This is a genomic window from Flavobacterium erciyesense, assembly GCF_018069925.1.
In the GTDB taxonomy this organism is placed as follows: domain Bacteria; phylum Bacteroidota; class Bacteroidia; order Flavobacteriales; family Flavobacteriaceae; genus Flavobacterium; species Flavobacterium erciyesense.
Map to the genome: position 1 here is coordinate 1 of NZ_JAGPXB010000005.1, position 25,652 is coordinate 25,652.

Sequence of the window (25,652 nt, forward strand, 5' to 3'; positions counted from 1 at the left end):
CGCTAATCCTGCTCTTACTGCTGTGGTAAGCGGTGCTGTAAACGGAGATGTAATTGATTACTCTCTTGCAACTTCTGCTACTCAGTTCTCTAACGTAGGTGAATATCCAATCGTGGTAACTTTAGGAACTAATCCTAACTATAACATTACGCCAGTAAACGGAACTTTAACAGTTACGCCTCTTAAAATTCTCGCAAAAGACGATGCAATTACAGCAACAGCCGGCACAACAGATGCTGGTAACGTATTACTGGATAACGGTTCTGGAAAAGATACATTAAATGGAGAACAAGCTACAACAACACTTGTGGTAATAACTGTAACAAGACCTGCAACGTCTGCTACAAATTCACCTGTACCTGTACTCAACCCTAGCAATGGACAAGTAAGTATTCCTTTCGGGACAATACCAGGAACATACGAAATCAAATATGAAATTTGCGAAATTATAAACCCTACTAATTGTTCAAATGCAACTGTGATAATCACAGTAAATGAACCTACCTATAATCCTGGAATTTCAGTTTTGAAAGAAGGTACCTATGTAGACAAAGATGGTAACGGAAAAGCAAACATTGGTGATGTAGTACAATATACATTTGTAATAAAAAACACTGGCGATGTAGACTTGACAAACGTAGTTTTAACAGATAATAACGCTGTTGTAAACGGTGGACCTATCGCTCTTTTAGCTGTTGGTGCAACAAATTCTACAACATATACAGCAGTTCATACAATAACTCAAAATGATATTGATGCTGGCTTCGTGTATAATTTAGCAACAGTAAAAGGTAGCTTACCAAATGGATCAACTATATCAGCAACATCTACTGATCCAACACCTTGCACGACATGTCCAGTAATTCCAACTTGTACAACATGTACGATAACACCAATTGCACAAAATCCTAGTTTATTGGTTGTAAAAACATCTAGTACTGAAAACTATATCAGTGTTGGAGACATAATCAATTACACCATTAAAGTCACAAACAATGGAAATGTAACTTTAGCACAGATTGTTGTAACTGACCCGCTTACTGGTATGAATGAAACTATCGACACTTTACTACCAGGAGCGTCTAGAGAATACGAGCAAAGCTACAGAGTAACTCAAAGCGACATCACTAATTTAAGTGTTACCAACGTGGCTTTTGCAAAAGGAAAAACACCTCAAAATAATGAGGTGAGCACTTCTGATGACGCAGTCGTAGAAGCTGCAATTGTATTAGGATGTGGAAATATTAAAGTTCGTAATGCTTTCTCACCAAACGGTGATGGTATTAATGAAGTGTTTGTTATTGACAATATTGACGCAACATGCTACCCTGAAAATACAGTTGAAATTTACAACCGTTGGGGAGTTTTAGTATTCGAAACGAAAAATTACAATAACGAAACTAATAACTTTGATGGTACTTCTAGAGGTAGATCTACAATTCAACAATCTGCTGGACTACCAACTGGAACTTACTTCTATATTTTAACATACAAATCAGTAGATGACAGTAATAGAGTTGAAACTAAAAAATTAGATGGATATTTGTATCTTTCTAGATAATCATAAATATAATCCTAGGGAACAACATCCTTAGGATTGCATTTAAAATTATGCACACTAACACTAAGAAGAAATAAATCGATTACAACCTGAATAACACATTACAGCTTAGGTACAATTATATTAAAAAAGCCCACTATGAAGACGAAAATATTTTTTGTTTTGTTGCTACTTACAGCTTACAAGAGCGCTGCACAACAAGATTCCCAGTTCACGCAGTATATGTACAATACCATAAATATTAATCCAGCATACGCAGGCTCCAGAGGGGCTATGAGTATTTTTGCCTTACATCGTGCACAATGGGTGGGATTAGATGGTGCACCTGTTACCAATGTAGGCTCTATTAATACACCATTAAATAACAGTAAACTTGGACTTGGGGTATCATTTATTAATGATAAGATTGGTCCAACTAACGAAACAACAATATCTGCAGATTTATCATACAGCATACAAGTATCTGCCAACTATAAACTTGCTTTTGGCTTGAAAGGAACAGCTAACTTATTAAATTTAGATCCTTCAAGATTAGATCCAGTAACAGCTGATCCTACACTTCAAAATTTCAATAATAAATTTAGCCCTAACATAGGATCTGGTCTATATTTACATTCTGATAAAGCATATTTGGGTTTATCTGTTCCCAATTTTATCGAATCTAGTCGTTATGACGATAATGAAGTAGCTATTTTTAAAGAAAGAATAAATTATTATTTAATTGGAGGATACGTATTTGACCTAAACAACAGTGTGAAGTTTAAGCCTGCCTTTTTATCAAAATTAGTGACAGGAGCGCCTTTACAAGTTGATGTTTCGGGAAATTTTATGTTTAACGAAAAATTTGTTGTTGGACTTGCCTACAGATGGAGTGCCGCTGTTAGTGCTATGGTAGGCTTCCAAGTAAGCGAAGGAATGTACATTGGTTATGGATTTGACAACGAAACCACAAATTTGAAAAACTACAACAGAGGCTCACACGAAATATTTATTCGCTATGATATTTTCAAAAATAACGGTAAAATAGTAGCTCCACGATTCTTCTAAATAAAATTATATGAAACCTAATATACTCTTTTGTATCGCTCTATTGATAACTATTTCAATAACCGGATATGCTCAAAAGGCACAAGTGAAATTAGCTAACAAGGAATATGAAAATTATGCTTTTATTGATGCTATTAAAACCTATGAAAAGGTTGCTGAAAAAGGATATAAGTCAGCAGAAATGTTCAAAAAACTTGGCAACTCCTATTATTTTAATGCTCAATTAGATAAAGCAGCTAAATGGTACCAAGCACTTTTTGAAATGAATACTTCTGATGTAGAAACAGAATATTATTATAGATATGCTCAATGCTTGAGAGCAATAGGTCAAAATGACAAAGCGGATAAAATATTACTTGAATTCACAAAAAAATCGGGTGGAGATTCTAGAGGAACTCTCTATAAAAAAAACACCAATTACTTAGAACAAATAAAAAAGAATTCAGGGCGTTACACTATTGAAGATGCGGGTATTAACTCTATTTATTCTGATTACGGTACAACCCTTTACAACAACAGAATTGTTTTTACATCAGCTAGAGATACCGGTGGAATTAGTCAACGCAAACACAAATGGACTAATCAGCATTTTACCAACCTCTACAGCGCGTCTTTAGATCAAATTTCAGCTGAAGCAAAACCAACAAAATTTGATAAAAATGTAAACTCCAAATTCAATGAATCGACACCTGTTTTCACCAAAGATCTCAACACAATGTACTTTACCAGAAATAACTTTCTAGATGGTAAAAAAGGGAAAAATGCAGAAAAAATAACACTTTTAAAAATATACAAAGCTACTAAAGTCAACAACACTTGGACTGATATTGAAGCACTTCCATTTACAAGTGACAACTACAATACCGCTCACCCCGCTCTTAGTCCTGATGAAAAAACACTTTATTTTGCTTCTGACATGCCAGGTACTATTGGCCAATCTGATTTATTTAAAGTAACAATTAACATTGATGGTAGTTTAAGCACTCCGGAAAATTTAGGTAAAAATATAAACACTGAAGGAAGAGAAACATTCCCTTTTGTTAGTCAAGATAACGAATTGTATTTCTCATCTGATGGGCATCCAGGATTAGGAGGATTAGATGTATTCGTATCGACATTGAACAACGATTCTGCTTGGGGAACTGTTGAAAATGTCGGATCAGACATCAACTCTCCTAAAGATGATTTCGCTTACTATATTGACACTACATCACGAAAAGGTTTTTTTACATCTAATAAAGACGGTGGAAAAGGATTTGATGACATCTATAAATTTCTGGAGCTCAAAAAGATAAAATGTGAACATGTTTTGTATGGAGTTGTTACTGATTTAAGTACTTCTGCAGGATTGGCAAACGCAAACATAGTGTTATTAGATGAGCAATACAACAAGATTCAAACACAGCAAGCGGATGCGCAAGGCAAATACTCATTCAACGTAGAATGCGATAAGATATATTTTGTAAGAGCACAATATCCTGAGTTTACAACAACAGAAGTAAAAGCAGAAACCAAAAAAGAGAACGAAAAAACATATGTTCCAATTGCTTTAGAAAGTTCAAAATGCAAGGTTGCAATTGGTGATGATTTAGGTAAATGTTTCAATATTAAAATGATCTATTTTGATTTGGATAAATCAACGATAAAGCAAGCTGCCGCTTTTGACTTAGAAAAAATATTAGATGTACTGGAACAAAATCCAACTATGAAACTTGACATTAGATCACATACAGATAGTAGGCAAACCTTTAAATACAATGAAGCATTATCTGATCGTAGAGCTAAAGCGACAATAGATTGGTTAATTTCTAAAGGGATTAGTCCTATTCGCCTCACTGGTAAAGGATACGGTGAAACTCAGCTGGTAAATAATTGTGCCGATGGAGTATCCTGTTCCGAAGAAGAGCACCAACTAAATAGAAGAAGTGAGTTTATTATTACAGCTTTGTAATTAGAAATTATTAAACAGTTTAGCAACTGATTAAAAAAAGGAGTAGTTCACACTACTCCTTTTTTTATACAACATAATTTGTAGCCCAAAGAATTTAATTGGATCTGCTATCAAACATAGATTTGAAAACAAAAACTTTAAGTATGCTTTCAAGATATTACCTTTAATACAAAATAATAGGGTGGTACTAAGATTTTCAATCACAATTAAGGAATAACTAAGTACTTTACAAATCAATATAGGTACAAACGTAAATATGCGTTAAATAGAAAAAGAGCTCTTTTAAACTTTACATTGTTGTTTGGTGCACCTTGTTGTGCACTAACTGTCATAAATCACTAGTGAATGCAAGGAACACATGTAATAACGCGTAAAATAAGTTATTCCTTTACTATTTGCTTGGATTGAAAAAGAGGTCCTTAAAATCACGTAAGATATATTTTAAAAGTAAAACAATTAAAGATTAAGCTGAATTCCAAAACGTAAAAAGTAGAAATACAGATAGAAGCGTATAACTAATCACTACCCAATTTTATACAACAAAAAAAAAGGCTGCCTCTTGGGGAGAAGGCAGCCTTTTTATTACAAACTCAACTTATATTCTTGCAAAGATATTAGTGTAATACTTTCTACCATTTGCTGGATTTTCTTTAATAGCTAAACCGAAGTGTGTAAAATTTCCTTCGATATTTTCTTTATGACTTGGACTTGCTAACCATGCATTTAAAACTGCCTCTGGTGTATTAAAATTATAAGCAATATTTTCACTTACTGACTTGGCACCTAAAGTCTTCATTATGTTTTCAGATCTTGCAACAAAATCATTATGGTTTACCACATTGTTTGCAATCATGTAATTATCATGCTCTTCTGATTTGAATGACATGTGATTGATGCGTTGCAAAGGATTTAAACCCTTACTTACTCTGTATTTATTAATCAAATCCATCGTTTCAATCTCGATGGTATTGTACTCATAACTTACTACTTTTTCAAGAGCCGCAGCTGGTTTTGTTTCAGCCTCTGAACCATCAGATGCACAAGAATTCATTGTTAATACAACATTTGTTATTAAAAAAATACGGAGTAAAGCTTTTTTCATAATAAAAAGTAGATTAAAATTAAAGTAGATTGTGGGGCAAAAAACTTTAATGTATCATAAATTTTTTCCTTGATTTCTTTGACAAATATACAAGCGTTATCGTTAAAGTACCAAAAAAAATCGATGAACTACATCATTATAAAAAATAAATAGGTATTTATCTTACATCAAGGTGCCAAACGACTATAGTCCCAAGCTCCGTTTTGATTAACTATAAATCGAATTCGATCATGCAAACGATTTGGTCTCCCCTGCCAGAATTCTATTTCTACGGGAGAAACTATAAACCCTCCCCAATGTTCCGGTCTTTTTACTTCTTTATCAATCACTTCATTTTCTAACACTTTTAATGCATCCTCCAAAAATGATCTTCCTGCAACAACATCACTTTGATTGGATACTATAGCTCCCAATCTACTTCCTAACGGGCGAGAATTGAAATAGGCATCAGATACCTCCGGACTTGTTTTAGCAGCAATGCCTTTTATAATAACTTGTCGCTCTAGATTAGGCCAAAAGAAGGATAAACATACCTGTGGATTAGAAATTATCGCTCTTCCCTTTTCGGAATTGTAATTAGTGTAAAAAACAAATCCTTCTTGTGTTACTTGTTTTAATAAAACGACTCTTGATTTTGGGAATCCATCTTTGCCAATTGTAGCAACAGTCATTGCATTTACCTCAAACTCTCCTCCTGCCTCTTCAACTTCTCGAAACCATAAATCAAATAATTCCATCGGATCAGTTGGTATAGTCGACTCTAAAAGTTCATTTTTATCATAAGACTTACGATAATTACTTAAATCATTCATACTTATATATTTTAATTAGTTGTGAAAATCTATTTTACAAAGCAGAAGCAAGGTTGTAGTTATAGCTCACTACTTCCCCACTATATTATTTTAGAACTCGAAAGTTTTACCATCGTCAGCCAAAAGAATAGAAGAAAAAATCGATTCAGCCTCAGCTTTAAACGATGAAATAGAATCGTAACGCGTGGAATAATGACCAAGAATCAATTTCTTGACCGTAGCTTTCTGTGCAATCAAGGCCGCTTCTTGTGCGGTACTGTGGAATGTTTTTTTTGCTAAAGCTTCTTCTGACTGCAAAAATGTCGATTCATGATACAATACATCAACATTTTTTATAAGGGGAATAATTGCTTCATGATATATAGTATCCGAACAAAAAGCATAACTCTTAGTCGCATCAGGATCGAAAGTTAATGCTGTATTAGGAATTATAGCACCATCATCTAATGTAATATCTTTACCGTTTTTGATATTTTGGTAATAACAGGTTTCTATTTTGTGTTGCTGTACGGCTGCAACATTTAATTTTCGCTCACCTACTTTTTCTTCAAATAAAAAGCCGTTCGTATAAACACGATGTTTTAAAGGAATCGTTTTCACTATTACCTTATCATCCTCATAAACAATTTCACTATCGAGCGATTTTAACTCATGAAAAAACAAACCATAATTAGTCCAAGCATTAGATAGTTTAAGTTGAAGCAGTATAATATCCTTGACTCCCTCAGGACCGTAAATGTGTAAATCAGTCGTTCTATTTAATAGTGAAAATGTAGAAACCAAACCAACAAGACCAAAAAAATGATCACCGTGTAAGTGCGATATAAAAATATGATTGATCTTAGAAAATTTAATCTTGTTTTTTCGGAGTTGTACCTGAGTACCCTCGCCACAATCAATTAAAAAAAGTCTGTTTTTTATTTCTAATACTTGCGAAGTAGGATTGGTAAAAGTGCGCGGAGTTGCGGCATAGCAACCAAGGATAGTTAGTTTCAAAGGGTATTGTGTTCAATTAATGTATTGGTATTCCTTTTTGCAACACTTTCTAAGTATGAAAATAAGTTTAAAAACCCAAATCACGTTCAATTTCTTCCATTTCAATAATATCATGTGCTTCAAGCAATGAAGGCACGACAGTCAACTTGGCTGGAAGTGCGTTAAAATCAAAATCAGCTACCACAATGACAAATGATTTTTTTAATTTTTTATGTTGTTTTGCTAAAGGAGCAAATGACTTTACATCAGCAACTGAAACTTCTTTGTACGCCAACAAATCAATGATTAGATTGTGTGTTTCAAAGGTTTTGTGTTGGTGTGTCACTTTCATCAAAAATCCCATTAAATCTCCTTGTGTATCTTTAATGGTAATAGTATGTCCTTTTTGATCTACTTTCATCTTGTATTTATTCTGGAATCAATTTTTACAAACTAAGTGTATTGCTTTGGCTAATTTACGAAGTTTTTCAACAAACTATTGAATTTTAGAAGCCAAAAGATAAATTACCGCCATGCGGATTGCTACTCCATTTTCGACCTGATTTAAGATCACAGATTGGCCAGAATCAGCCACTTCACTAGTAATCTCAACTCCACGATTTATAGGACCAGGATGCATGATGACAATTTCTTTATTCAAAGATTCTAACAGCGGAAGATCTACTCCATATTGTTGGGCGTACTCACGAGTTGAAGGGAAAAAATTCACATCCATACGCTCGTTTTGTACTCGCAGCATATTGGCTACGTCACACCATTCTAATGCTTTGCGCAAATTGGGCTCTACTGTCACACCTAAAGATTCGATGTGTCTTGGAATTAATGTTTTAGGTCCGCACACTTTCACTTCGGCACCTTGCATTTGCAACGCGTAAATATTAGAAAGTGCAACTCGGGAGTGCAAAACATCACCCACAATAACTACTTTTTTACCTGCTACCTCTCCTAATTTTTCTCGAATAGAATAGCTATCTAACAGTGCTTGTGTAGGATGTTCGTGCGCGCCATCGCCTGCATTTACAATACTTGCTTTTACGTTTTTACTCAAAAAATAAGCGGCTCCAGGATTGGAATGTCGCATTACCACCATATCAACCTTCATGGAAAGAATATTGTTTACAGTATCAATTAAGGTTTCACCCTTTTTAACAGATGACTGCGCTGCCGAAAAACTAATAACATCAGCAGATAATCTTTTTTGAGCTAATTCAAATGATAATTTGGTTCGGGTACTATTTTCAAAAAATATATTAGCAATCGTAATATCTCGTAACGAAGGTACTTTTTTAATAGGTCTATTAATGACCTCTTTAAAATGATCCGCAGTTTCAAAAATCAGGTCGATATCATCTTTTGTAATGTATTTGATACCCAATAAATGATTTACGCTTAATTCTTTCATTTAGTTTACGATTATATGTTTTTACTTGATAGTTTCGCTGGTAATTAGCTTGTAATCAAATACACGCCATCTTCGCCTTCCTGTTCTTTCCAGCTTACTTTTACTTTTTCGTTGTTGATGGCATCTACCTGCCTGCCCCTGTAATCGGGTTGAATTGGCAAATGCCTACTGAAACGTCTGTCTACAAGCACTAAAAGTTCAATTACTGATGGTCTCCCAAAAGATTGTATTGCTGTTAATGCCGATCGAATACTACGACCAGTATAAAGTACATCGTCAATAAAAATTACTTTTTTATTTTCGACAATAAAATTGATCTTGGTTTTGTTTGCCTCAAGTGGTTTATCAGTTCTTCTAAAATCATCTCTAAAAAAAGTAATGTCCAGATAGCCTAACGCAATTGCAGGAGTCTTATATTCTTGTTCTAAGATTCGTTTTAAACGCTCTGCCAAAAAAACACCTCGAGGTTGAATCCCTACTAGAATTGTATTTGAAAAATCTGAATGTTTTTCGATTAATTGACAAGCCAAACGATGCAGTATGATAGTAACTTCTTGTGCAGTAAGTAATACTTTTTGACTCATAGTAATTAGGTAGATAGTTGTGCAAATATACAAATTCAAATTTAGCTTTTTGGTATTCAAAAGGGACAAAAAAGCGTAAAATATTTCCGAAAAAGCATTTTAAATAGAACAATCGTGTAAAAACCAAACAGAATTGTATAACCCATATACTTATAAATCGATTACTTTTGATACTTCACTAACCATTAAAACCTCAGCCTTATGTTTCAGCAAATATCAAGAGTCCTTACATTAGTACTCGTTTTACTCACCATATCTAGTTGTTCCTTAATTGAAGGCATTTTTAAAGCGGGTGTTGGCGTAGGCATTTTTATTGTAGTAGCCATACTAGCCATATTAGCCTTTATCATTTCAAGAATTTTAGGACGTAAATAGAACCCAAATAAAAAACCCCAACGGCTATTGCAGTTGGGGTTTAAGTATTATTTTCTAGATAATTAGTTTGTAATTAAACCGTATACATTTTAGTTCTTAATTCTTGAATTTTATCATCCTCAAGATACTCATCAAAGGTCATATAGCGATCGATTGCACCGTTTGGCGTAAGCTCTACTACTCTATTACCTACAGTTTGTGCAAACTCGTGATCATGTGTTGTAAAAATCACAGAACCTTTAAAGTTTTTAAGCGAGTTATTGAATGCTGTAATTGACTCCAAATCTAGGTGATTGGTTGGTTCATCTAACATCAAAATATTAGCACGCTCCATCATCATTCGAGATAACATACAACGCACTTTTTCTCCTCCTGACAATACTCTACTTGTTTTTAAAGCTTCTTCGCCAGAGAAAATCATTTTACCCAAAAATCCTCTGATAAAAACCTCATCGCGCTCCTCCTCAGTTTTAGCATATTGACGTAACCAATCGACTAAAGTCAAATCATTATCAAAAAAAGAATGATTTTCACTTGGTAAATAAGCTTGATTGGTAGTTACTCCCCAATCGTATTTACCAGTATCAGCAACTTGATTGCCATTTAAAATTTCGTAAAAAGCTGTTGTAGCACGGGAATCTTTTGAGAAAAGAACAATCTTATCTCCTTTGGCCATATTCAAATCTACTCCTTTGAATAAAAGTTCACCATCTACAGTGGCGCTTAAATCTTGTACATTCAAAATTTGATCTCCTGCTTCGCGATCTTGATCAAATATAATAGCAGGATACCTGCGGCTTGAAGGCTTGATTTCAGAAATATTTAATTTAGAAATCATTTTTTTACGAGAAGTAGCTTGTTTTGATTTAGCAACGTTGGCACTAAAACGACGAATAAACTCTTCTAACTCTTGCTTTTTCTCCTCTGCCTTTTTGTTTTGTTGTGCACGTTGTTTAGCAGCTAACTGACTAGACTCATACCAAAACGTGTAGTTTCCAGAATAGTGACTAATTTTATTAAAGTCGATATCAGAAATATGAGTACAAACTGCATCCAAAAAGTGTCGGTCGTGAGATACTACAATTACTGTATTTTCATAATTGGCCAAGAAATTTTCTAACCAAGCGATCGTTTCAAAGTCAAGATCGTTGGTAGGCTCATCCATAATCAATAAATCAGGATTACCAAATAAAGCTTGTGCCAAAAGCACACGAACTTTCATCTTGCCCTCAAGATCAGCCATTAAAGTGTAATGACTATCCTCAGTAATACCTAAGTTAGACAACATGGCTGCGGCATCAGAGTCAGCATTCCAACCGTTCATTTCTTCAAATTGAACCTGCAATTCGCCAATTCTGTCAGCATTTTTATCATTATAATCTAAATACAGCTCATCCATTTCTTTTTTAACGGCATACAGTACTTTGTTACCCATCATTACAGTTTCAAGAACGGTATGCTCATCAAACATGTTGTGATTTTGGTTCAAAACAGACATACGCTTGCCTGGCTCTAAATGAATATGTCCAGAGGTTGGATCCATATCACCCGAAATTATTTTTAAAAAGGTAGATTTCCCAGCACCATTAGCACCAATCACACCATAAATATTTCCGTGCGTGAAAGTAGTGTTTACCTCGTCGAATAAAATTCGTTTGCCAAATTGAACTGATAAATTATTAACTGTTAACATGAAGATCTGATTATAAATTTTTTGCAAAAATACAAAAAAATACGGTTTAAAAACCATCAAAAAAAATGGAGCATATTCTATTACGATTGTCCGAAAAACCAACATTTCATTAAAATTGTTCTGTCAAAATGACAAATAGTTTTTAAAAACCAAAGCTCTTTTCTAGTTGAAAATCCATCTTGTACAACATCAAAACTACAAAACAAAAGAGGTGCTTTACACGCGAGTTACTTGACACAAATTTACAGACGTAAATAATCACCAAATAATGATTCAACTCATCTACAGTATCAGACTTACAATATTTATCTTAAGAAAAACAAATAAAAAGTTTGAAAAAAAAGCAGATATCTCGATTAAAAACTAGTTATTCAATAATTATATTATTATTTCGTTCGATTAATTTTTTTTTAATTCACTTAACAAATATATTTACGCTTTGACAGCAACAAATACCTGCTATTTCTAATTTTAAATTAATTAATACGTATGAACTCAGAACAAACAAAGTCTAATAATTCTGCCCTGTATACCCTGATTACAGTGTTCTTTTTTTGGGGATTTATTGGAGCATCAAACGGAGTATTTATTCCATTTTGTAAAGCTAAATTTGGTTTAGACCAATTTCAAAGTCAATTAATCGATTTCGCTTTTTATGGAGCCTATTATATTGGAGCCTTGCTACTTTTTATATTTAGTAGCATTGCCAAAAAAGATATTTTGAACGGTTGGGGATTTAAAAAAGGAATTATTTACGGCTTATTGATTAGCACTTTTGGCGCTTTATTAATGATTTTAGCCGTTACGCAAGGAAGTTATTTGTTTATTCTTGGGGCCTTATTTATTGTTGCGCTAGGTTTTTCATTGCAGCAAACCTCTGCTCAACCTTTTGCAGCATCTTTGGGAGAAGCACATACAGCATCCAGCAGATTAAACCTTGCAGGAGGTATAAATTCATTAGGAACAACTATTGGTCCAATTGTAGTTTCGATTGCGTTGTTTGGGGTAATTGCAGGTGTAAACATTGAAGAATACGCCCAAAGACCTGATTCATTAGACTCTATGCGAATTTTGTACGTTTTTGTAGGAGGATTGTTTTTACTTGCAGCTGCTTTATTTCAATTTTCAAAAAAATTACCTTCAGGTAAAAGTGATTCTACTTTTGAAACAGCAAGTAAAGCCATGAAAACATTAATCGGTATTACAGTAATCTTAGTTGCTGTGTTTGCTTATATCTTCTCTCGTTATGAAGATCCTGAATTCATCACAAGATTTATCGAAAACAAAGAAAAAGATTTCTTAGGCTTGGGTCTAACCGTTTCTACTTTATTAATTGTTGTTGTTGGTCTTTTGTATGCTAACACAACTGCACAAAAAAATCCTGAGGGTTGGGGAGCAATGAAATACCCTCAATTGGTTCTGGGAATGTTGGCTTTATTTGCTTACGTAGGCGTAGAAGTTACAATTGGAAGTAACTTGGGTGAATTATTAGTAACTCCTAATTTCGGTTCAATTGAAGGACCTGGATTAGCGCCTTACATGTCTATGTATTGGGGAAGTTTAATGATTGGTCGTTGGGCTGGTGCGATTACTGTTTTTAATCCATCGTCTCAAGTGAAAAAAATATTATTAATCGTTGTTCCTTATATTGCCTTTGGAGTTGTACTAACTGCTAATGCTATTTCAGGACAAGATGTAACGCCGCTTTATGCTTACGCTTTTGTAATTTTATTTCAAGTTGCTGGATTCTTTTTAGGAAAAGATCAACCATCAAGAACTTTAATGATTTTTGGTTTAATGGGAATGACAGCCATGCTAATCGGTTTATTCACCACCGGTACTATTGCTATTTTTGCTTTTATGAGCGGTGGTTTATTCCTAAGCATTATGTGGCCGTCTATCTTCTCATTAGCTATTGCTGGATTAGGAAAATATACTTCACAAGGGTCTGCATTCTTAGTGATGATGATTTTGGGTGGTGGAATTATCCCGCCATTACAGGGTAAACTAGCCGATATTATTGGTATTCATACCTCCTACTTTATTCCGGTACTTTGCTTTGCATTCATTGCATTCTACGGCTGGAAAGTGATTGGTATTTTAGAAAAACAAGGAATAGGAAAAGAAATAGAAGTTGGCGGCGGACACTAATTCCCAAAAAAACTAACCAAAATCAAACCAACAAAAAATCCCATTTGCCGCGGCGAATGGGATTTTTTTATTTCATCCAGTGTGACTAAAAAGTGTACACCGAAAATGTTTTATTTATTTCCTTTCTCGAAATCAGCAACAAACTGAGCCAAACCAATATCGGTTAAAGGGTGTTTTAATAAACCGTAAATTGCAGATAACGGGCCGGTCATTACATCAGCACCAATTTTAGCACAATTTACAATATGCATTGTATGACGGACTGAGGCAGCTAATATTTGAGTTTCGTAACCGTAATTATCGTAAACCAAACGAATCTCTTCAATCAATGCCAAACCATCTGTTGATACATCATCCAAACGTCCTACAAATGGAGACACATAAGTTGCTCCCGCTTTAGCAGCTAAAATAGCTTGCCCAACAGAAAACACCAAAGTAACATTCGTCTTAATTCCTTTATCTGAGAAATATTTAGCAGCCATAACCCCTTCTTTGGTCATTGGTAATTTTACCACAATTTGGTCATGTAAGTCAGCAAGCTCCTCACCCTCTTTAACCATACCCTCGTAATCAAGAGCATTTACCTCAGCACTTACGTCACCTTCAACAAGGTTACAAATGTCAACATAATGCTTTAAAATATTGTTTTTACCTGTAATTCCCTCTTTTGCCATCAATGACGGATTGGTAGTTACCCCATCCAAAACACCTAATGCTTGCGCCTCTTTAATTTGAGCTAAATTAGCTGTGTCAATAAAAAATTTCATAATTGTTGTATATTTAATTGTGTGTTATTACTCTTTTGGGCGTTACCCTCCGCAAAGCTACGGGTCGTGCTTTTCGCTGTATCCTCGCAAAAAAAGCGAGGGATGCCGCTACAATCACTAACGCATAACTACTGCAAAACTACAATTTAGAATCTGAATTTAGCTCCAATCGCCAAATCTATTCTCCATAAATTTTCATACTCTTCCTCGTTAAGCTTAATAGTTTGGGTAGAGCCATCTTCGTAAGTATATTTCAATTTTTTGAGAACCGCTCCTGCAAAATTTAGCTGAGGCCCAATTAATAAATTAGGACGCAATCTAAAATGGTAACTAAAACCTCCCACCATTCCAACATCACCACCTGTTATTTTTAGCGGACTACCTACTACTGAAGCATCATTACGGTAACCCATATAACCCAATGCAATCTCTAAACTAGCTTCACCCAAGCGTGCACTTGCGTTATCAGAAATAATAAATGACGGCCCAACAAACGTTATTTTAATGTCATCAGCAATATCACCACTTACAAAATTACCGTCACCAAAATCAATAATTTGATTGCGCAATATTGCATCCGCACGGAACACATTATATTTTAAACCAACACCACTTGATTCATTAGTTATATAATAGGCAGCTATATCAAAGCTACTTCCTGACTTTAACTCTTTATAATATTTTTTTTCTTGCGCAGTTAAATTATCTGGCGAAGCTGCAACTCTCCAACTCTTTGCTAAATTAGCCATTAGTAAAAATTTGGGGTTTTTAGTCTTTTCTACAACAGATTTAATTTCAGTTGAAGAAAAATCAGTCATGGAATTTGCAAATGGATTACTTTTGATGCTGTCAATTTGAGGCGTTATCACATTAGTGATAAGAGTAGCTTTTTCTCTCTGAACAAAATTAACGTTGGTTGTAGCATCAATTTGTTGAGCAGTAGCCATAGTAAAAAACGGAAAAAACAATAGTGCTTTTCTAAAGTCCATATGTAGATATTTATAAGTTATAATGATTCATTAGCATTTTCTCGTATACCTTATCAGGAAGTATTCGCTTGAGTACGATACTGAATTTTTGTAAAAACGCACCTACCTTATAATGTCCTTTTGGACTTGGCGCAGAAATAATAGCATAGACAGCTTCTGCCATTTGATTGGGATTACTTCCCGTATCCACGTGCGTATCCATAGTCTCTAAAGTTTTCTTATATGGCAACTCATAAGGCGAACCCGAAATTATAGGCGCATGATACCTTCCAGAAGCTATATTGGTAGCAAAATCCCCTGGTGCCACATTGGTTATCTGTACTCCAAAAGATTTAACCTCCATACGCAAAGCTTCGGTTATCAACTCTAAAGCTCCTTTTGAAGCCGAATAAATACTGCGATAGGGCAAACCCATATAGCCCGCAATAGAAGTAATATTGATTATCAAGCCTGATTTTTGAGCTCGCATTTGCGGCAAAGCGGCTTTCATTACTTCAATTGGTCCAAAAAAATTAGTCTCGAAATTATTTTTGATTTCCTCCATCGGGATTTCTTCCAAAGGACCTGTGATTCCAACTCCAGCATTATTAATCACTACATCAATTCGTCCAGCCAACTTAATAACCTCTGCAACTGCTGCATGAATTGAGTCGGCATTTCTCACATCTAATTGTAATAATGGAAAAACAGAATTTCGAATGTTCTTCGGATTTCTACTAGTTCCAAACACCACAAAGTCTTTTTCATGTAAAAATTCGCCTATTGATTTACCAATTCCTGATGATGCGCCTGTGATCAATACTACTTTTTTCATTGGTGTTTTGTTGTTGCTAGAAAGGTCCAAAAATAAAAAAATCCTCCGTAAGGAAGACTATATAATGAAGTGAATTTCGGAAAGTAAATAAAATAAAAAATGGCAAGCGACCTACATCGCACCGCTCAACCACGTACCCTTGCTATGTTCCCATCCTGGGGGAGTCTGCAGGAGCTGGTCGTGTAGGACTTGCCGGTGCAAATATACAACCTTTTTATATTTTCGCAAGAGCTTTACCTATTAAAAATAACGTTGTATATTGCTTCAACAAAAAATAGATCTCATGAAAAAACATAACTTCCTATCTGTCATTTTATTAAGCATAGCATTAACAAATTGCGGCGATACAAAAAAAGATTCAAATACTTTGTTTTCCTTTGATAGCAGCAAATTAAAAGAGCAATACACCCCAAAAGAATCGGCTTCATTAACACTTTTGAACAAGGACAATAAAGCAATTGACAGCATTGTTTATTATGTAAACGATAAAAAAATAGCAACCAAAAAAGATACTACAGCCCTGCCATTGGTATTACAAGACCAAAAACTAGGTTACCAAACCATTAAAGCTTTGGTTTATTTTGAAGGACAAAATACTGAAGCAACCACTCGCATCGAGCTAGTCTCAGATATACAACCTAAATTGTTAAAATATACCATCGTAAACACCTACCCTCATGACACGGCTGCCTATACACAAGGCTTAGAGTTTTATCGCGATACTTTATACGAAGGGACAGGAAATGGATCAGGAAACAGCACGGGAATAAAAGGGATTTCGAGCTTACGCAAAACCAATTACAAAACCGGCGAAGTGTATAAAAAAGTAGAACTCGCAGAGCAGTATTTTGGTGAAGGCATTACCATTTTAAACAATAAAGTATACCAATTAACTTGGCAAAATGGCGAAGCTTATATGTACAATGCCGACACTTTTGCTAAAGAAAAAACTTTTCCTTACCATAAAAAAATGGAAGGTTGGGGATTGGTAAATGACGGGACTAACTTATACATGACCGACAGTTCAGAGACAATTCATATTTTAAACCCTGCTACTTTTCAACCAATTGATCAAATTCATGTTTACTCGCTAAACTCTAAAGTTGCAGCGGTAAACGAACTCGAATGGATCAACGGGAAAATATACGGAAACGTGTATCAAAAAGATGCAATCGCAGTGATAAACCCTAAGAACGGAGCCGTAGAAGCCATCATTAATTTAGCCGATTTAAAAAAGAAAATCACACAATTACCAGATACTGATGTGCTAAACGGAATTGCTTACAACCCAAAAACCAAAACTATTTTTGTTACTGGAAAAAACTGGGATAAAATGTTTGAAATCAAAGTAACAGAATAATTACTTATGACCACGCTATTTACCAATATCAAAGAGTTGATTCAAATCAGAGAAGCAGGAATCACCAAGGTTTCAGGTTCAGAAATGGCCGTTTTACCAACCATACAAAATTCTTTTTTGGTTATTGAAAATGATTTGATCATTGATTTTGGAGCAATGGATGACTTACCAGAAATAAATCCTGACAATATAGTTGATGTTTCTGGGAAAATGATTTTACCTACTTGGTGCGACAGTCATACGCATTTAGTGTATGCCGGTAATCGCATTCAAGAATTTGTTGATCGTATTAATGGATTGAGCTATGAACAAATAGCGCAACGCGGTGGCGGAATTTTAAACTCTGCAAGCAAACTCAAACAAACTTCTGAAGACGATTTATACGAGCAAGCAAAGGAACGTTTAGAAGAAATCATGCGCTTGGGCACAGGCGCTGTTGAAATAAAATCGGGTTACGGTTTAACTGTTGATGGCGAATTGAAAATGTTACGAGTTATTCAACGACTCAAAACAGCATATTCTATTGCCATAAAAGCCACATTCTTAGGCGCTCATGCATTACCTGCCATTTACAAAAACAGTAGAGAAGAATACATCGAGTTGATTATAAATGAAATGTTGCCCGCTATTGCAAAAGAAGAGTTGGCTGATTTTATTGATGTTTTTTGTGAAACTGGCTATTTTACCGTTTCAGAGACAGAACAAATCATGCAAGCAGGAATTTCTTTTGGCTTACAACCAAAAATTCACGTAAACCAGTTCACTGCTATTGGTGGGATTCAAGCTGGAGTAAATAACAATGCGCTTTCTGTTGATCATTTAGAAGTTCTTACTCCAGCTGATATTGAAGCCTTGGTAAAAAGCCAAACAATGCCAGTTGCATTACCATCTTGTTCGTATTACTTAAGTATTCCATACACGCCTGCTCGCGAAATAATAAATGCTGGACTTCCACTCGCTTTGGCCTCTGATCACAATCCGGGCTCGACACCTTCAGGAAACATGAACTTTGTGGTAGCAACGGCTTGTATCAAAATGAAAATGACACCCGAAGAAGCGATTAATGCTGCAACGATCAATGGAGCTTATGCAATGAACTTATCCAACACTCACGGTAGTATAACCATTGGAAAAAAAGCCAATTTCATTATTACTAAATCAATTGCTTCTTATGCGCAGTTACCTTACTCTTTTGGAACTAACTTAATTGATAGCGTGTTCATTGAAGGTAAATTAATTTCATAAAAAAAGGAGGAACCAAATGATTCCTCCTTTTTACAAATACTAATTTGCGATTATTTCAAAGTAAAACTTGTTTTTGAAACTAATTGATCTTTGTCAAAAATGTTAACATAATAAACACCTTTTGGAAAATCTTTTCCTTTCAAGTTTTCAGTTACATCAACTGTTTTGTTCTCATAGTTAATATTCGATACAAAACTATAAGTCAATGAATTGTCACCGAAATTTTCTGTTTTCTTGTCTCCAAGAACATTGTTTTTACTGTCGATAACTTGTACAAAATAGGTCTTAGTCCCAGATTGAGCCACTTGATTTTCAGCAATAGTGTAGCTAATTTTCAAAACATCAGCACGACTTGCTTTTTCAGTAGAAATTTCTTTACCACTACTTCTCAATTTAAAAGCAGATCCTCTTGTATTTAAAACAGTCAATTTTGCAGCTTTTTCTACCACTTTAGATAATTCTTCGTTTTGGCCAACTAGAGTTTCATTGTATTTTTTTGACTCGCCCAAAACAGTTGCAGTACTATCTCTTTGCGCTGTTAAAGTAGTATTAGCCTTTTTAAGTGCTTCATTCTCCTCCATTAAAACCTTCATGTTTCCTTGCAAAGTATTGTATTGCGCTTTGTATTTTGCCAAACTTGCCACATCACCTTTCGACTTTGATAAACTTGCCATTAAATTAACTACTTTGTCACGCTCCACAATCAGTTCATCTGACATTGAAGTATTTTCAGCGATTGCCGCATCATAAGTAGCTTTTAGTTCTTCTAAGTCTTTCATAACAGACTCTTTTTCAGTCGTAGTTGTTTTTAATTCTGTTTGTACAACTTCTGCTTCCGATGTCATTTTAAAGATATACACCAAACTTCCCACTAAAAGAAGTGCTAATATGGCTACTATCGCTTTAAGACTTGAATTGCTTTTTTGATTTTCCATCTCGATTTAATTTTTTATTTATTTTTCAAATTTAACAATATATAATCACCTAGTAACGAATGTTAACACAATTATATTATTTTTGGAAAAAAATTTATTTCTCTAATGGAAAAAATAATCCGATTTACCTCTCACGATCTAGCTAAAATTACCAACCACCGCAGTGGAGAAATTAAATTTGGAGAGAAAATGATTACCATCCCAAGAGAGAATGACACCCTTGAATTTTTAAAAAAATCAGAAGCCAAATATGTCTTATTTGGCATTCCCGAAGATATAGGCATACGTGCCAACTATGGCAGGCCAGGAGCAGCTTCTGCTTGGGAAAGCGCTATAAAAAGTATTGCCAATATTCAGCACAATAAATTTTGTAAAGGAAATCAAATCCTGGTTTTAGGTACATTAGATGTTAGACAATTAATGAAAGATGTTACCTCTCTTGATTTTAACGATATTGATGACCGTTCAAAACTCAGTCAATTAGTTCAAAAAATTGATAAAGATGTATCGCACATTATATTCAATATCGTTTCCTCAGGAAAAATACCAATTGTAATTGGTGGCGGTCACAACAATTCTTACGGTAATATAAAAGGTACCGCTCTCGCAAAAGGAAAACCTATTAACGCAATTAATTTTGATGCGCACTCTGATTTCAGAATATTAGAAGGCCGTCACAGCGGCAACGGATTCTCCTATGCCTACGAAGAAGGTTTTTTGAAAAAGTATTTCATCTTCGGGTTGCATGAAAACTACACCTCTAAAAATGTTTTAGACATTATCAAAAAACTTGAAAATAGAGTTCGATACACTACCTATGACAGTATTTCTATTCGAGGTGAGAAAGACTTTAGACAAGAAATGAACGCAGCCTTAGAGTTCATCAATGACAACCACTTTGGTATTGAAATCGATCTTGACTCATTACCAAATATAGCTTGTAGTGCCATGACAACTAGTGGTTTTTCAGTTGAACAATTACGCCAATTTATTTCCTTTTTTGCAAAAAATACAAACGCCGCTTACTTGCATATCTGTGAAGGCGCACCCGACTTAGGAGAAGAATTAAACAACCACTTAATTGGAAAACTTATTGGTTATTTAGTAACTGATTTTATAAAAGCAAATCAATAAGACAATAAACCAAACTATAACATAAAAAGGGAGTGCAGAAACCCAAACAATAAATAAACTATCTTTGCAGCTCCAATCTTGTACTTCTTGCAAGATTTATTAATTTATAATTTATGTTATTCGAAGAATTATCATTATCCAAAAGCATACAAAGAGCCGTTTTTGAAGAAGGCTACCTCAACCCTACTCCTATTCAAGAGCAATCCATTCCTATTATTTTATCAGGTCGAGATTTAGTTGGTTGTGCGCAAACCGGAACCGGAAAAACAGCTGCATTTGCTATACCAATTATTCATCAATTACACCGAATTGTTGGGTCTTCAAAAAAAGCCAAACAAATTCGTGCTCTTGTAGTTACACCTACTCGCGAACTAGCAGTGCAAATAGGGCAAAGTTTTGATACGTATGCCAAATACACTAATTTAACACAATTAACTATATTTGGTGGTGTATCACAAAATCCGCAAGTTGACACCTTAAAAAACGGAATCGACGTACTTATTGCAACACCAGGTCGCTTACTTGATTTACACAAACAAGGATTTGTAAATTTGGATCATCTACACACTTTAGTGTTAGACGAGGCAGATCAAATGTTGGATATGGGTTTTGTAAATGACGTAAAAAAAATTGTAAAACTAACGCCAAAAAACAGACAAACGCTTTTCTTTTCGGCCACAATGCCAATTGCAATTAGAGAACTAGCCGAATTGTTTTTAACTGATCCTGCTACCGTTACCGTTTCTCCTATATCTTCAACTGCTGAAAATGTAGAGCAACGCGTGTATTTTGTAGAAAAAGGCGAAAAAAGAAACTTACTCTATCACTTGATTAAAACCGAGAATTTGACCGATGTACTCATTTTTTCAAGAACTAAACACGGTGCTGACAATGTTGTAAAAGCTTTAAACAAAAACAACATCCCTGCCGAAGCTATTCATGGTGATAAATCACAAAACGCCAGACAAAGAGTACTAGATGCTTTTAAAAACAAAGAAATTGGTGTTTTAGTAGCGACGGATATCGCAGCTCGTGGAATTGATATTGAACAACTTCCGGTGGTAATAAACTTTGATTTACCTAATATTCCAGAAACCTACGTACACCGAATTGGTCGTACAGGACGTGCAGGCAATGGCGGAATTGCAATTTCTTTTTGCGGAAAAGACGAACATCCTTATTGGAAAGACATTCAAAAACTCATAAAAGTTGATGTCAAAACAGTAACTGACCATCAGTTTCAATGGCATTCAGGAAGTCCTGACGCAGCGGCGGGAAGCAAACCGAAAAATTCAAATAGAAGCGGTGGCGCTCATAAATCACGTAAATCAGCAGGTTCTAAACAAAACAAGAAACGTTGGTATTAAAAAATATTTAGACAATACATCAAAAAAGCCTCAATTGAAATTAATTCATTTGAGGCTTTTTCTCTTGTAATTATTCTACAATTCGATATTAGCTTTTAATCATTCATCGAAATTAAAAACTCTTCGTTATTTCTGGTTTTCTTGAAACGATCATTGATAAAATCCATTGCTTCAACAGGATTCATATCAGATAAGTATTTGCGCATAATCCACATGCGTTGTAATGTTTTTTGATCTAGTAACAAATCATCACGTCTAGTACTTGACGAAGTCAAATCAATAGCTGGAAAAATACGTTTGTTGGCAATTTTACGATCTAATTGCAACTCCATGTTACCCGTACCTTTGAATTCTTCAAAAATTACTTCGTCCATTTTAGATCCTGTTTCAGTTAATGCAGTAGCAATAATACTTAACGAACCACCATTTTCTACGTTTCTAGCAGCTCCAAAAAATCGTTTTGGTTTTTGCAAAGCATTAGCATCAACACCACCACTTAACACCTTTCCAGATGCGGGTTGAACAGTGTTGTAAGCACGAGCCAATCTGGTGATCGAATCGAGTAAAATGACTACGTCATGACCACATTCTACCAAGCGTTTTGATTTTTCAAGAACAATATTAGCAATTTTTACATGCTCTTGCGGCTCACGATCAAATGTTGAGGCAATAACTTCACCTCGTACACTACGTTGCATATCAGTAACCTCCTCAGGGCGCTCGTCAATCAATAATACAATTAAATAAACTTCAGGATGATTTGCTGCAATGGCATTAGCAATTTCTTTCAACAACATTGTTTTACCAGTTTTTGGCTGAGCCACAATCATACCACGCTGACCTTTCCCTATTGGAGAAAATAAATCGATAATACGAGTAGAAATAGTACTTTGCTTCTCGGCTAATTTGAATTTTTCTGAAGGAAAAACTGGAGTTAAATGTTCAAAAGAAACACGATCACGAACTACTTGAGGATCGTGACCATTGATTTTTAAGACACGCACCAAAGGGAAAAACTTTTCTCCTTCTTTTGGAGGACGTACCACACCTTTTACCGTATCACCGGTTTTTAAACCAAAAAGTCTGATTTGTGATGTAGAAAGATAAATATCATCTGGCGAAGCCAAGTAATTGTAATCTGATGATCTTAAAAATCCATACCCATCAGGCATCATTTCTAAAACCCCTTCACTTTCTATAATCCCGTCAAATTCAAAATCAGAGGCTGCGAAATTATTTTTTTTGTTTTTAAAATTTGGGTTTTGATTCCCATTTTGATTTCCGTTCGGGTTGTTATTTTGGTTTCCGTTAGAATTTCCGTTTTGGTTTCCATTGGATTTATTTAACTGATTCGGATTTATTTTTTTAGGAGCAACTGGGGCTTCAACTGTTTCAACTGCAGTAATTTCAGTTTCTGAAACAGGTTTAACTCCTTCGCTTTTCTTTTGTTTTAAAGCTATTTTTTTCTCGTAAGCTGATTTATTGAATTTTATGACCTTTCCTAATTTCTTTTCAGAAGGTGCGCTTTCATTTCCAAGCGTTTCAACTTTGGTTTCTTCACGTTCAGCTTTTACTGGAATTGTTTCAATGCGCTCTTGTGTTTGTTGATTTTGCTCTGATTCAACTCCTTCTTCAACATCTCTGTTTTTTGTCGGTACAATACGAACTCTTTTAGACTTATTATCTTCCTTAACCTCTCCTTTAGTTTTTTCAGTTGCAATTGGAGCAGCGCTTGCTTGAAAATCTAAAATCAGACCAATTAATGTTTCTTTTTTAACACCATTAAATTTAATAGTTTTAGCGGCTTTAGCTATTTGTTGAAGCTCGGTAAGCTTCATTTGTTTTAATGCAGAAATATCAAACATGAAAGTTCTTGGAGTTTAATTAATTTTGTGTTGGGAATACTGTAAGGATAGGTAGTAATCGTAAAATGAATGAACCGCAGTATGAAGTACTTACGGTAATTTGATGCAATAATACGAATAAAAATTAAGCATACAATAGTATTTTTAAAAAAGAAAATATATTTTTGTAACAGATAATGACCACAAAATGATACAAAGAATTCAAACTGTTTATTTATTTTTAGCATTTGTTGTAACGGGTGTTTTGGTTTTTTTCATTCCTCTTTGGAAAGGAATTGATGGAACTCCTTTTTACTTTATGCAAAGTCAAGTATACACTGTTCTTCTTGGTTTGAGTACAACACTTTCGGTTTTTAGTATCCTCTCCTATAAAAAAAGACAAAATCAATTTGTTTTAGGCAGATTGAACATGATATTAAATTTGATTTTATTAGGATTATTTGTTTATCGCTCACTAAGTGTATCTGGAGAAGCAGCTGTTTCTGAGAAAGGTATTGGGATGTTTCTGCCTGTCGTAGCTATCGTGTTATTAGCTCTTGCTAATAAGGCCATCAAGAAGGACGAAGATCTTGTAAAATCTGTGGACCGATTGAGATAAACCTATAAATTTTAATTTATTAGTGCGAAGGAAACCCGAATGTAACAATTCGGGTTTTTTTGTGCTCCTTTTTAAAAGCTAATAATAAATAAACCACTGTAGGCTCTTTAAATTTTTCAAAAAAGAAACAGTAAAAACATTCTCATAGCTCTTAAGATAAAGAAAATGATAATAAAGTTCTTAATAAATTAAAAACTTAATATTTTTTTCATAAATTTGATTATTATAATTTCCACATGCTTCACAAAGTCCGTATTCACCTTGCCGATGACCACCAAATTTTAATTGACGGAATTAAAACCTTATTGCATACCCATGCTAATTTGCAAGTAGTAGGAACATCCCTTAGCGGAAGCAACTTACACCAAGAATTAATTGATAATCAAGCAGACTTACTAGTTCTTGATTTAAACATGCCCGAAACAGACGGAGTCCAAGTAATAAGAGAATTTAGCACTAAAGGATTTCCATGCAAGGTTATTGTTCTATCAAGCCATGACGACCTACGAATAATTAAAGAAGTAATGAAGTTAGGAGCAAAAGGCTTTCTAACCAAAAAATGTGCTGGCGAACATATCATTGAAGCAATTGGCGCCGTACTAGATGGAGAAGAATATTTTTGCAAGGCCGTTCGCGAAAAGATTTTCACCTCTGCCACCAAAGATCTCACTAAATCAGCAGTCTTTGAAACCAAAGATGAAGACAATTTGACTGAGCGAGAACGAGAAATAATCACACTCATCGCTCTTGAATTTAGCGGAAAAGAAATTAGCGAACAACTTTTTATTAGCGTCAACACAGTCGAGACGCATCGTAAAAACATAATGAAAAAATTAGATGCGAAAAATTCTATAAGTCTAGTAAAATATGCATTAAAGAAAAAACTAATTAAATAACACTATAC

Annotated in this window: 23 protein-coding genes and 1 other RNA gene; 11 read left to right on the forward strand and 13 right to left on the reverse strand. The window is 34.6% G+C overall.

The features are described from left to right. The 3 genes from KBJ98_RS06875 to KBJ98_RS06885 form a co-directional block, all read left to right on the forward strand. The coding region (locus KBJ98_RS06875) for a DUF7507 domain-containing protein (RefSeq protein ID WP_210788982.1) at positions 1-1,561 on the forward strand (1,561 nt) is incomplete at its 5' end. Between the two features lie 138 nt (positions 1,562-1,699). After that, positions 1,700-2,608, forward strand: coding sequence for a PorP/SprF family type IX secretion system membrane protein (locus KBJ98_RS06880; protein ID WP_210788984.1), 909 nt, complete (start codon positions 1,700-1,702; stop codon positions 2,606-2,608). A 10-nt stretch (positions 2,609-2,618) separates the two neighbouring features. Continuing rightward, complete coding sequence (locus tag KBJ98_RS06885; protein WP_210788986.1) at positions 2,619-4,559, forward strand: OmpA family protein; 1,941 nt, start codon at positions 2,619-2,621, stop codon at positions 4,557-4,559. 595 nt (positions 4,560-5,154) lie between these two features. Here KBJ98_RS06885 and KBJ98_RS06890 read toward each other — a convergent pair. From KBJ98_RS06890 to pyrR, 6 genes are all read right to left on the reverse strand, one after another. Beyond that, positions 5,155-5,661 (reverse strand): CAP domain-containing protein, encoded by a 507-nt coding sequence (locus KBJ98_RS06890; protein ID WP_210788988.1) that lies wholly within the window; start codon positions 5,659-5,661, stop codon positions 5,155-5,157. Positions 5,662-5,828: 167 nt separating this feature from the next. Beyond that, positions 5,829-6,473: a pyridoxamine 5'-phosphate oxidase gene (gene pdxH / locus KBJ98_RS06895; RefSeq protein ID WP_210788990.1), complete on the reverse strand. Its 645-nt coding sequence runs from the start codon at positions 6,471-6,473 to the stop codon at positions 5,829-5,831. A 90-nt stretch (positions 6,474-6,563) separates the two neighbouring features. Then, positions 6,564-7,469 carry a ribonuclease Z gene (locus KBJ98_RS06900; protein WP_210788991.1) on the reverse strand — a complete coding sequence of 302 codons (906 nt, stop codon included), beginning with the start codon at positions 7,467-7,469 and terminating at the stop codon, positions 6,564-6,566. A 67-nt stretch (positions 7,470-7,536) separates the two neighbouring features. Then, positions 7,537-7,869 (reverse strand): ribonuclease Z, encoded by a 333-nt coding sequence (locus KBJ98_RS06905; RefSeq protein ID WP_210788992.1) that lies wholly within the window; start codon positions 7,867-7,869, stop codon positions 7,537-7,539. A gap of 75 nt (positions 7,870-7,944) precedes the next feature. Then, entirely contained in the window at positions 7,945-8,871 is a 927-nt protein-coding gene (locus tag KBJ98_RS06910; RefSeq protein ID WP_210788993.1) for an aspartate carbamoyltransferase catalytic subunit, read from the reverse strand. 44 nt (positions 8,872-8,915) lie between these two features. Beyond that, positions 8,916-9,455 carry a bifunctional pyr operon transcriptional regulator/uracil phosphoribosyltransferase PyrR gene (gene pyrR / locus KBJ98_RS06915; protein WP_210788994.1) on the reverse strand — a complete coding sequence of 180 codons (540 nt, stop codon included), beginning with the start codon at positions 9,453-9,455 and terminating at the stop codon, positions 8,916-8,918. 201 nt (positions 9,456-9,656) lie between these two features. Between pyrR and KBJ98_RS06920 the strand changes: the two genes are divergently transcribed. Continuing rightward, positions 9,657-9,830: a hypothetical protein gene (locus KBJ98_RS06920; protein WP_210788995.1), complete on the forward strand. Its 174-nt coding sequence runs from the start codon at positions 9,657-9,659 to the stop codon at positions 9,828-9,830. Positions 9,831-9,903: 73 nt separating this feature from the next. Here KBJ98_RS06920 and KBJ98_RS06925 read toward each other — a convergent pair whose 3' ends face one another. Then, a complete protein-coding gene (locus KBJ98_RS06925) occupies positions 9,904-11,523 on the reverse strand; it encodes an ABC-F family ATP-binding cassette domain-containing protein (RefSeq protein WP_210788997.1) in 1,620 nt (539 codons plus the stop codon). Positions 11,524-12,012: 489 nt separating this feature from the next. Between KBJ98_RS06925 and KBJ98_RS06930 the strand changes: the two genes are divergently transcribed. Next, positions 12,013-13,674, forward strand: coding sequence for an MFS transporter (locus tag KBJ98_RS06930; protein WP_210788999.1), 1,662 nt, complete (start codon positions 12,013-12,015; stop codon positions 13,672-13,674). A 110-nt stretch (positions 13,675-13,784) separates the two neighbouring features. Here KBJ98_RS06930 and fsa read toward each other — a convergent pair whose 3' ends face one another. From fsa to ffs, 4 genes are all read right to left on the reverse strand, one after another. Continuing rightward, positions 13,785-14,441 carry a fructose-6-phosphate aldolase gene (gene fsa, locus KBJ98_RS06935; protein ID WP_166137560.1) on the reverse strand — a complete coding sequence of 219 codons (657 nt, stop codon included), beginning with the start codon at positions 14,439-14,441 and terminating at the stop codon, positions 13,785-13,787. A 146-nt stretch (positions 14,442-14,587) separates the two neighbouring features. Further along, positions 14,588-15,430, reverse strand: a complete 843-nt coding sequence (locus KBJ98_RS06940; RefSeq protein ID WP_210789000.1) for a hypothetical protein — start codon at positions 15,428-15,430, stop codon at positions 14,588-14,590. Between the two features lie 10 nt (positions 15,431-15,440). Continuing rightward, positions 15,441-16,244, reverse strand: coding sequence for an SDR family oxidoreductase (locus KBJ98_RS06945; protein WP_210789001.1), 804 nt, complete (start codon positions 16,242-16,244; stop codon positions 15,441-15,443). A 97-nt stretch (positions 16,245-16,341) separates the two neighbouring features. Beyond that, positions 16,342-16,439, reverse strand: an RNA gene (gene ffs / locus KBJ98_RS06950) — signal recognition particle sRNA small type. A gap of 88 nt (positions 16,440-16,527) precedes the next feature. Between ffs and KBJ98_RS06955 the strand changes: the two genes are divergently transcribed. After that, entirely contained in the window at positions 16,528-17,604 is a 1,077-nt protein-coding gene (locus KBJ98_RS06955; RefSeq protein WP_210789002.1) for a glutaminyl-peptide cyclotransferase, read from the forward strand. Positions 17,605-17,610: 6 nt separating this feature from the next. Then, positions 17,611-18,849, forward strand: coding sequence for an imidazolonepropionase (gene hutI / locus KBJ98_RS06960; RefSeq protein ID WP_210789003.1), 1,239 nt, complete (start codon positions 17,611-17,613; stop codon positions 18,847-18,849). A gap of 50 nt (positions 18,850-18,899) precedes the next feature. Here hutI and KBJ98_RS06965 read toward each other — a convergent pair whose 3' ends face one another. Further along, positions 18,900-19,784, reverse strand: coding sequence for a hypothetical protein (locus tag KBJ98_RS06965; RefSeq protein WP_210789004.1), 885 nt, complete (start codon positions 19,782-19,784; stop codon positions 18,900-18,902). Between the two features lie 105 nt (positions 19,785-19,889). Here KBJ98_RS06965 and KBJ98_RS06970 point away from each other — a divergent pair, with 105 nt between their 5' ends. Then, on the forward strand, positions 19,890-20,918 hold the full coding sequence (locus tag KBJ98_RS06970) for a formimidoylglutamase (RefSeq protein WP_210789005.1): 1,029 nt from the start codon (positions 19,890-19,892) through the stop codon (positions 20,916-20,918). A 113-nt stretch (positions 20,919-21,031) separates the two neighbouring features. Then, positions 21,032-22,285 carry a DEAD/DEAH box helicase gene (locus KBJ98_RS06975; RefSeq protein ID WP_210789006.1) on the forward strand — a complete coding sequence of 418 codons (1,254 nt, stop codon included), beginning with the start codon at positions 21,032-21,034 and terminating at the stop codon, positions 22,283-22,285. A gap of 95 nt (positions 22,286-22,380) precedes the next feature. Here the strand turns inward: KBJ98_RS06975 and rho are convergent, their stop codons facing one another. Beyond that, positions 22,381-24,150: a transcription termination factor Rho gene (gene rho / locus KBJ98_RS06980; RefSeq protein ID WP_210789008.1), complete on the reverse strand. Its 1,770-nt coding sequence runs from the start codon at positions 24,148-24,150 to the stop codon at positions 22,381-22,383. A 187-nt stretch (positions 24,151-24,337) separates the two neighbouring features. Between rho and KBJ98_RS06985 the strand changes: the two genes are divergently transcribed. Both KBJ98_RS06985 and KBJ98_RS06990 read left to right on the forward strand, forming a co-directional pair. Further along, on the forward strand, positions 24,338-24,748 hold the full coding sequence (locus tag KBJ98_RS06985; RefSeq protein ID WP_210789010.1) for a DUF4293 domain-containing protein: 411 nt from the start codon (positions 24,338-24,340) through the stop codon (positions 24,746-24,748). A 236-nt stretch (positions 24,749-24,984) separates the two neighbouring features. After that, positions 24,985-25,644 carry a response regulator gene (locus tag KBJ98_RS06990; protein WP_210789011.1) on the forward strand — a complete coding sequence of 220 codons (660 nt, stop codon included), beginning with the start codon at positions 24,985-24,987 and terminating at the stop codon, positions 25,642-25,644. Positions 25,645-25,652 lie beyond the last annotated feature (8 nt).